Origin of the sequence: Natronomonas sp. (genome assembly GCF_046710025.1) — an archaeon.
Lineage (GTDB): Archaea > Halobacteriota > Halobacteria > Halobacteriales > Haloarculaceae > Natronomonas.
The window spans coordinates 1-6,835 of the sequence record NZ_JBKEGK010000139.1; the positions used below are offsets into that span (position 1 = coordinate 1).

9 protein-coding genes are annotated in these 6,835 nt (G+C 65.0%); all 9 read right to left on the reverse strand.

What is annotated here, in order from left to right; all coding sequences use genetic code 11:
- On the reverse strand, positions 1-938 hold a 938-nt coding region (locus tag ACI944_RS09885), incomplete at its 3' end, for a DUF5787 family protein (RefSeq protein WP_411718875.1).
- A gap of 279 nt (positions 939-1,217) precedes the next feature.
- Complete coding sequence (locus tag ACI944_RS09890; RefSeq protein WP_411718876.1) at positions 1,218-2,024, reverse strand: nitrilase-related carbon-nitrogen hydrolase; 807 nt, start codon at positions 2,022-2,024, stop codon at positions 1,218-1,220.
- A complete protein-coding gene (locus ACI944_RS09895) occupies positions 2,021-2,443 on the reverse strand; it encodes a CoxG family protein (protein WP_411718877.1) in 423 nt (140 codons plus the stop codon). Before ACI944_RS09895 ends, ACI944_RS09890 begins: the two co-directional genes overlap by 4 nt.
- Before the next feature lie 65 nt (positions 2,444-2,508).
- Positions 2,509-2,733, reverse strand: a complete 225-nt coding sequence (locus tag ACI944_RS09900) for a hypothetical protein (protein WP_411718878.1) — start codon at positions 2,731-2,733, stop codon at positions 2,509-2,511.
- A gap of 49 nt (positions 2,734-2,782) precedes the next feature.
- Complete coding sequence (locus tag ACI944_RS09905) at positions 2,783-2,971, reverse strand: hypothetical protein (protein WP_411718879.1); 189 nt, start codon at positions 2,969-2,971, stop codon at positions 2,783-2,785.
- Between the two features lie 64 nt (positions 2,972-3,035).
- The gene (locus tag ACI944_RS09910) at positions 3,036-3,425 is read right to left on the reverse strand and encodes a DUF6276 family protein (protein ID WP_411718880.1); all 390 of its coding nucleotides are present in this window, start codon (positions 3,423-3,425) and stop codon (positions 3,036-3,038) included.
- Between the two features lie 73 nt (positions 3,426-3,498).
- The gene (locus ACI944_RS09915) at positions 3,499-4,191 is read right to left on the reverse strand and encodes a V-type ATP synthase subunit D (RefSeq protein WP_411718881.1); all 693 of its coding nucleotides are present in this window, start codon (positions 4,189-4,191) and stop codon (positions 3,499-3,501) included.
- A gap of 112 nt (positions 4,192-4,303) precedes the next feature.
- A complete protein-coding gene (locus tag ACI944_RS09920) occupies positions 4,304-4,993 on the reverse strand; it encodes a hypothetical protein (protein ID WP_411718882.1) in 690 nt (229 codons plus the stop codon).
- 2 nt (positions 4,994-4,995) lie between these two features.
- The coding region (locus tag ACI944_RS09925) for a hypothetical protein (RefSeq protein WP_411718883.1) at positions 4,996-6,835 on the reverse strand (1,840 nt) is incomplete at its 5' end.

A 6,835-nucleotide genomic window follows, 5' to 3' on the forward strand; every position in this document is an offset into this window, starting at 1 on the left:
CCGTCGCGCCAGGTCGGCGGTTCGGGCTCGAATGCGGGACACGACCCCGAACACTCCGCGGCGGTCTGGGGCCGATCCTTCGCGGCACACCGCGGGAACGGCCCCGTCGGGTCGGTTAGTTCAAAATACCGGCAGTCAGGGCGCATCGTCCCCGCGTAGGAGCGCCAGCCGCGTTCGTAGGCCCGCTCGGCGATCTCGAGGCGCTTCCGGCGTTTCCAAGCGGGGTCAGCATACTCGAAGCGCGCAGCCGAGGCGTCGTCAGTGGGGCGGTCGAGAATCCGGATTCCAGGATCCGTGGTAGCCAGCGCCCGTGGCCGCCAGACCGGCTCGAAGGACCACGATCCGGAGTTGGGGGAGACAGCGAGGATGCCTACCTCGACCGGCATCGCCTCGAGTAGCGCAGGTTCGACCCCGTTTCCCGTGGCTTCGGTCGCCAACCAGACCTCGTCAGCGAGCCCGAGCGCCACATCGTGTTCCAGTTGCTCGCCGAGCCGTCGCGCCGCCGCGGCGTCGAGATCCGGCTTGTTCTCAATCGCGACGATCCGGTCGACCCACTCCGGGTAGCGGTAGCGCCGCCTGATCTCGATCCGGTTTCCGTTCCGGCGCGTCTCGATGAACCCCCGGTCGTCAGCCTCGTGGATCGCCTCCCGGACGTACCGCCAGGGGTAGCCGGGATGGGGGAGACACTTCCGGTAGTACGCCCACGATGCCGGGGCGTGCCGGGCGACGAACAGCAGATCCGATCCGAGACGGCTCTCGCCGAACGGTGCTCGTTCCTTTACTCCCGAGTCGGTAGGCTCGACGACGATCGTGTCCCAGCGACGGCGCTTCGTTCCCAACTGCCGGGCGACGATCGGGGGCGTCCTGTCGGCGGGTCCTGGGGGCCAATTTCGCTCGGCCCACGCACAGACGCGCAACTCGAAGCCGAACTCCTTCACGGTCGCCACTCCGGTGGCTCACGGGGTAAGCGATTCGGCCGTCGAAGGCGGTCAAAAACGAAAATAAAACGGAACGAAAACAGATCTGACTGAAGCGAAGCGGGACGAAGTGGAAGCGAAGTGGGACGGGAGTGGATGCGTCGGGCACCGGGCAGACCCGACGCGGGCGGGCGCGTGGCGCGGGCGTCGGAGCGTTCTGCCATCACGACGAGAAAAGCGTCGTTCTGGCAATCATACATAGGTCGTGACGACGTATAAACCCTCGCGTATACGCTCCCGTCATCGACGGTCACCGAGCGCCGGAAACTCCTCGCGAACCTCGGTGACGCGTTCGGGCGGGCAGGCCGCGTGGACGACTGTCGGTCCCGCATCGGTGGTAGCGACCGGGGTTCCCCACGGGTCGTACACCGACGATCGACCCACGAGATCGGCCGCCTGGAACGACCCGGAACCGTTGACCGCGCCGACGTACAGCAGGTTTTCGACGGCCCGGGCCCGCGGCAGGAGCTTCCAATGCTCGACGCGGGGGTAGGGCCACGCGCTCGGCACGAGGACCATCGTCGCGCCCGCCTCAAGCAGCCGCCGATACAGCTCCGGAAACCGGAGGTCATAACAGGTCGTAACGGCGACGGTGTGGCCACGCACTTCAGCCGTCTGGAGCCGCTCACCGGGGACGAGCAGGTCGGCCTCGGCCGAGTCGTAGCCGAACAGGTGGTGTTTCCGATACACCAGTTGTCGTTCGCCATCGCCGTCGAACAACACCGCAGTGTTCGCGAGGCCCTCCGTCGCCGGGACGGACTCGCCCGCGGCAGCCGAGGCGGCGAGGTCCTCGACGACAGTTCCGGCGAGCACCGCAACGTCGTGTTGGATCGCAGCGGCGCGTATCTCGCGGTGGGTTCCGCCGCCGATCGGCTCGGCGTTGCGCTCGTAGGCGTCGAAGGCGAAGTAGCCGACATCGAAGATCTCCGGTAGAGCCACGCAGTCGGCCCCCTCGGTCGCGGCCGAACCGATCGCTTCGATCGCCCGGTCGACGTTTCGGTCCCGCGCGGCCGGCTCAACGTCGATCTGTGCGAGCGCGAGGTTCATGTCTCCGTTCGCTCGCGGACGGTCGACTCGAGGCTCGCCAGTTCGTCGTCGAGTTTCCGCTTGAAGTAGGTCTCGACGCCCGGCAGCCGCCCCTCGACCCGAAACCGGTTCGTGACCCGGGTCCCCGCTTCGGTGGGCTCTAAGATGTGCTCTCCCTGCACGTTCATCGCCTTCGATCGACCAACGAACCGGACATAGGCCGGCCTGTCGATCTCAACGTCCTCGGTTTTGACTTCGATCGTCCGGTTGATCCGCGGGATCGGGAGCGAGACGTACCAGATAGCGGTCCGATCGCCGGTCGTCTCGAAGTCGGTGACGACGCTTATCGACCGAGCCCGTGTCTCGGGATCCGAGATGACATCCCACACCGTTTCGGGGGGCGCCGGGATGTCAAATACACGCTCGATGCGGGCAGTCATACATGCAGGTTGGGAGGGACACGTATAATAACAGCCGTTCCGGGAGCGTCTTGCCGGTCGTCGGTTCACTCAGGGGTAACGCGCCACGTCGTCGAGCGGGCCCGAGACCACTTCTCGATGTCGACGTCCTCGGAGTGTTCTGCTAGCCTTGGAAGCCGCGTGCCGACCTGCTTCGCCGTCAGGTCGATCGCGTCGGCGATGTGTTTCGACCGGAGGTACTGCTCACCACCCTTGGCTCGCTTCCGCAGGTACGCGAGGATCCGCTCGTCCTCGTCGCTCAGTTCACTCATACCTGTGGTTACGGCCGCGAGCGGCTTAAGACCGTTCCTTCCGGCCACCTCACGTGTAGAGGTGGTAGGCGGCAACCGAGAGCGCTCCGGCGATCATCGCAACTCCAAAGGCCGCGCCGGAGGCGAGTTGATTGCCGGTGAGCCCGAACACCGTAAGCCCAACCGCACCGAGTACGGCCACAATGCCGAACAGTACTGGGAAGCCGACGCCCTTGTCCGTCGAATCGGCGGTCTCCATACCGGCGTCTACGGTAGGACAGGTATAAACCCCGCCGATCCATCGGAGACGGGGGGCGAGTGGCTCACTCAAGCAATTGTTCGAGTTGATGACGGCGCCGGTCGATGTCGAAAGAGGGGTCCACGCCGCCTTGGACGTGGAGCCGATCGAGAAGCAACAGGGGGTCCGCGCCGGCGGCCTCCGCCGCCGGAACCAACTCCTGTAGCGCGCGCCGATGTAACGCCAGCGAGTCAAGCAGTCCGATCGCGACCGCGAGCGGGACCGCTGCCTCGGCGTTGGTCGGGAAGGCACTCGAGATCAGATCGAAACGCGGCTCGGGCGGTGCATCGGTCGCGGCGAGCGTGAGACACTCCGGGCACAGTGCCGCGCGCTCGGACTCCTCGGGGACGTGGGGGCGATAGTCAGAGGGAACCTCGAAGACGACAGTTCGGGCACCGCAGTTCGGACAGTCCATACGGAGCCTATCGGTTCGGGCGGTATGAACGGGACGAAACGCCGGCGAGGACAGCTCGACCTGGGATCGTTGTTCAGTCGTCGGCCGGGACGGTCTCGACCTCGGCCTCGGCGGTTTCCGCCGCTTTCTCCTCCGCTTCGTCCTCTTCTTTCTTCGCCTTGATCTTTTTCATCCGGAAGATCTCCTCGCGCTCCTGCTCTTCGAGTTTCTGCTCGATGTACTCTTGAGCGCCGTGGAGTTCGGGGAGGAGTTTAAACTCAAGCGCGTTGACCCGGCGTTTCGTCTTCTCGATCTCATCGAGCATCTTCTTCATCGCCGTTTCGACCTCAGCGGCGAGGATAATTGTCTCCAATAACTCCTCGTAGGCGTCGGCCGCCTCGTCGATGCGCGCCGACGTGCCGACCAGCCCGTAGCCGCGCTGATCGAGCGATTTCTTCACCTTGGTCGATTCGATCTGCGGGACAACCACGCCCATGATGTTTTTCGACTGGCTCGTGATTTCGGGGTGTTCCTTCAACGCGGCGGCGGCCCCGCGGACGGCGACATCGCCTTCCATCGCTCGGGCCATGTTGATGTTGCGCTGGGCGCGCTCGTAGTTGTCATCTAGGTCCGACCGGACGTCCTGGGCCTGGTCAAGAATATCCATGAACTCCATAATTAGGCCGTCCCGCTTCTTTTCGAGCGTGTCGTGGCCTCGCTCGGACAGTTCGATGCGATCCTCGATGGCCATGAGGTTCTTCCGAGTCGGTTTGACGTCCTTAGACATCTGTTGAAAGCCACTTTCTTCCCGAAGGGGTTAATTCTTTATCATGCAGCCCCCCGCAGTCGCTCAGGAGACGTGACACCGTCACAACGGTGGCATCTCGGAGCGTTCGGTGCTACCTTTTCAAGCGCGCACCCGCGTAACCGAGCATCCCGACGACGCCGACTGCGAACACCAGCGCAAGCGGCGTCAGCGGTCCCTCACTGACACCGCTCAGAACACCGTCGTTCGGTTCGACCGTCGCCGAGAATCCGGAGAGATTCGTCCCGTCGCCCCACTCGGCGCTCGATCCATCTGTGCTATCGGCCGGAACAGCGGTTCCGCTGACCGAGTAGCCGTCCGGCGCGACGAGGACGAACGTCCGATCGGTGCGGAACCCGCTCGCGAACGGCTCCTCGACGATCAGACGTTCGCCCTCGACGGCTGCGAGGTTCGTCCACGATGCCGACAGGCGGATCACGCCTGTGCCGTCAGCGGTCTCGACTGTCCGGTTGACCTCCGAGATGGTCATTTCGCGGCCAGTCCGGTCGGCCGTTCGATCGGCAACGCGTGACAACCGATTGTCGAACCGCTGTGTGGCGTTGTCGGGGGCCTCACGAAGCGTTTCGAACGCGGCTTCCTCGTCGCCGCCGTCGAGTTCGTAGGTGAGTGCGAGCGATACCGTCGCGTCGCCGTTCGGCTCCAGTTCGATGATGAACGCGGATGGATCCTCGGTGGTGGGGTCGGCGCTCACGAGTCCCGGAGTTACGCCGGCCGCGAGCAGCAACGCTGCACAGACGCCAACGAGAAGTCGATTTCCAGTCACGGTCACTCGTCCCCCTCGTTCTCGTCTTCTTCGCCCTCCTCCTCATCGTTCTCGTCTTCTTCTCCCTCATCCGGACCGTCTTCCGCATCGCGCTCGTCGCTGTCCGGGGCGTCCTCAGCTCCGTCCGTCTCATCCTCGAACTCGATTTCTAACTCGCCCTCCCGGTCGCTGTCCCGAACATCGATTTCGACTTCGTCGTCCTCGGGCAGCGTGACGGTGATCTGTCCGTCTGCGTCGGTCGTTCCCGCGTCGTCGCCGTTAACGTGGACGGCCGCGTCGGCGACCGTTCCGTCGCTCCCGCTCACTTCGAGCGTCACCGTCGCGCCCGGTGCTGGATCCCCGGAGACGATCTCGGCAGACAGTTCCTCGTCAGTGTCCTCCTCGTCAACGTCCTCTTCATCGGCTTCTTCCTCCTCCTCAGCTTCCTCGCCGTCCGCCTCAGCTTCATCGTTCGCTTCGCCGTTCGTTTCGTCATCGACATCGTCCTCGTCGACATCCCGCTCGTCGACATCGATTTCGGCAGGGGCGAGCGTGCCGTCAGCCTTGGACTCAAACGTTACCTCGGCTTCGAAGCCGCCCCGAACGAGCCTGACGTCGAGTTCATCGTCGGTTGGAGCGTCGAACGAGGCCGTCCCGTTCGCGTCAGTAGTGCCGACACGCTCGTCGTCAACGAGCACCATTGTGCCGGGGACGCCGGACCCGTCGTACTCGACCGACACCGTCGCGGTGCCGTCGTCGACTGAGCCGGTCACGGACAGCCGCTCGCGGATCTCCGCGTCCTCGGCTTCCTCAGGGGAGGTCGACCGCACCGCAAGTTCTAGTTCGCCCTCGCGATCACCGTCCGTAACCTCGAACTCGGCCTCCTCGGCGTCGGGCAGCGTTACCGTGATCTGTCCGTCTGCGTCCGTCTCGCCGACCGCTCGGTCGTTGACTTCGACACCCGCGCCTTCGACAGGGTCGCCGCCAGCGGTTACCGAGAGCGTCAGAGATTCGCCTGGGTCGGCGGTTCCGTCGATGATCGTGACCGACAGCGGCTGGCCGTTATCATCTTCGCCGGGCTCTAGCTCCTCCTCGAACTCGAACACCTCGCCGGTCTCCCCGTCGACGCTCACCTCGGCTTCGCCGGCCGTCTCCGGACCGGCGAACACGAAGGCAAACTCGTAGTACCCGTCGTCGTCGCGCTCGACGGACCGAAGCGTCCACTCGCCCGTCGGGTCGGTTGAGAGTGGCTCCATCGCCGCGGCAAGCGCATCGCTTTGGTTCACATCGAACCCGCCGTTACCGGGCTGCCCCCGTTCGAACTCGCGGGATCGCTCCCCGTCGTCGTTCTCCACTTCGATCGAGAGCCCATCGTCGACCGCGAGCGAGAATTCCCCGCGCCGTTCGCCGGTGTACTGTGCGAGCAACCCTCTCGTTCCGGGACCCGTCAGCCCGGCGAGCCGCTCTCGGGCCTCGGCGTTTGCGCCTCGATCGTATTCCGCCGATCGGAGCGCAAGTGCTGAGACCTCTTCCGCGCGGTCGTCCAGCCGGTCGAAGTCACGGTCGACTGTGTTCGCGCGTGAGGCGAGCACAGCGAGCCGCTGGGCGTACTCCGTCCGGGAGATGTTGCCGGCTTCGTAGGCCGTCGTCGTCTCCCGTTGAGCCGTCACGGACGCGTTCGCCCGTTCGCGAAGCGATTCGGCCCGGTCGGCCAACACTGCCGCGCGCTCCGATTCGTTCGCGTTCTCCAGCGCCGACTCGATCGACGCTTCCTCCACGTCACTGCTCACCTCGTCATCGGTGACTTCGATGACCGTCGCGAGCTGCTGGCCGGTCGTTGCCTGGTTCCCGCCTACGTCGTCC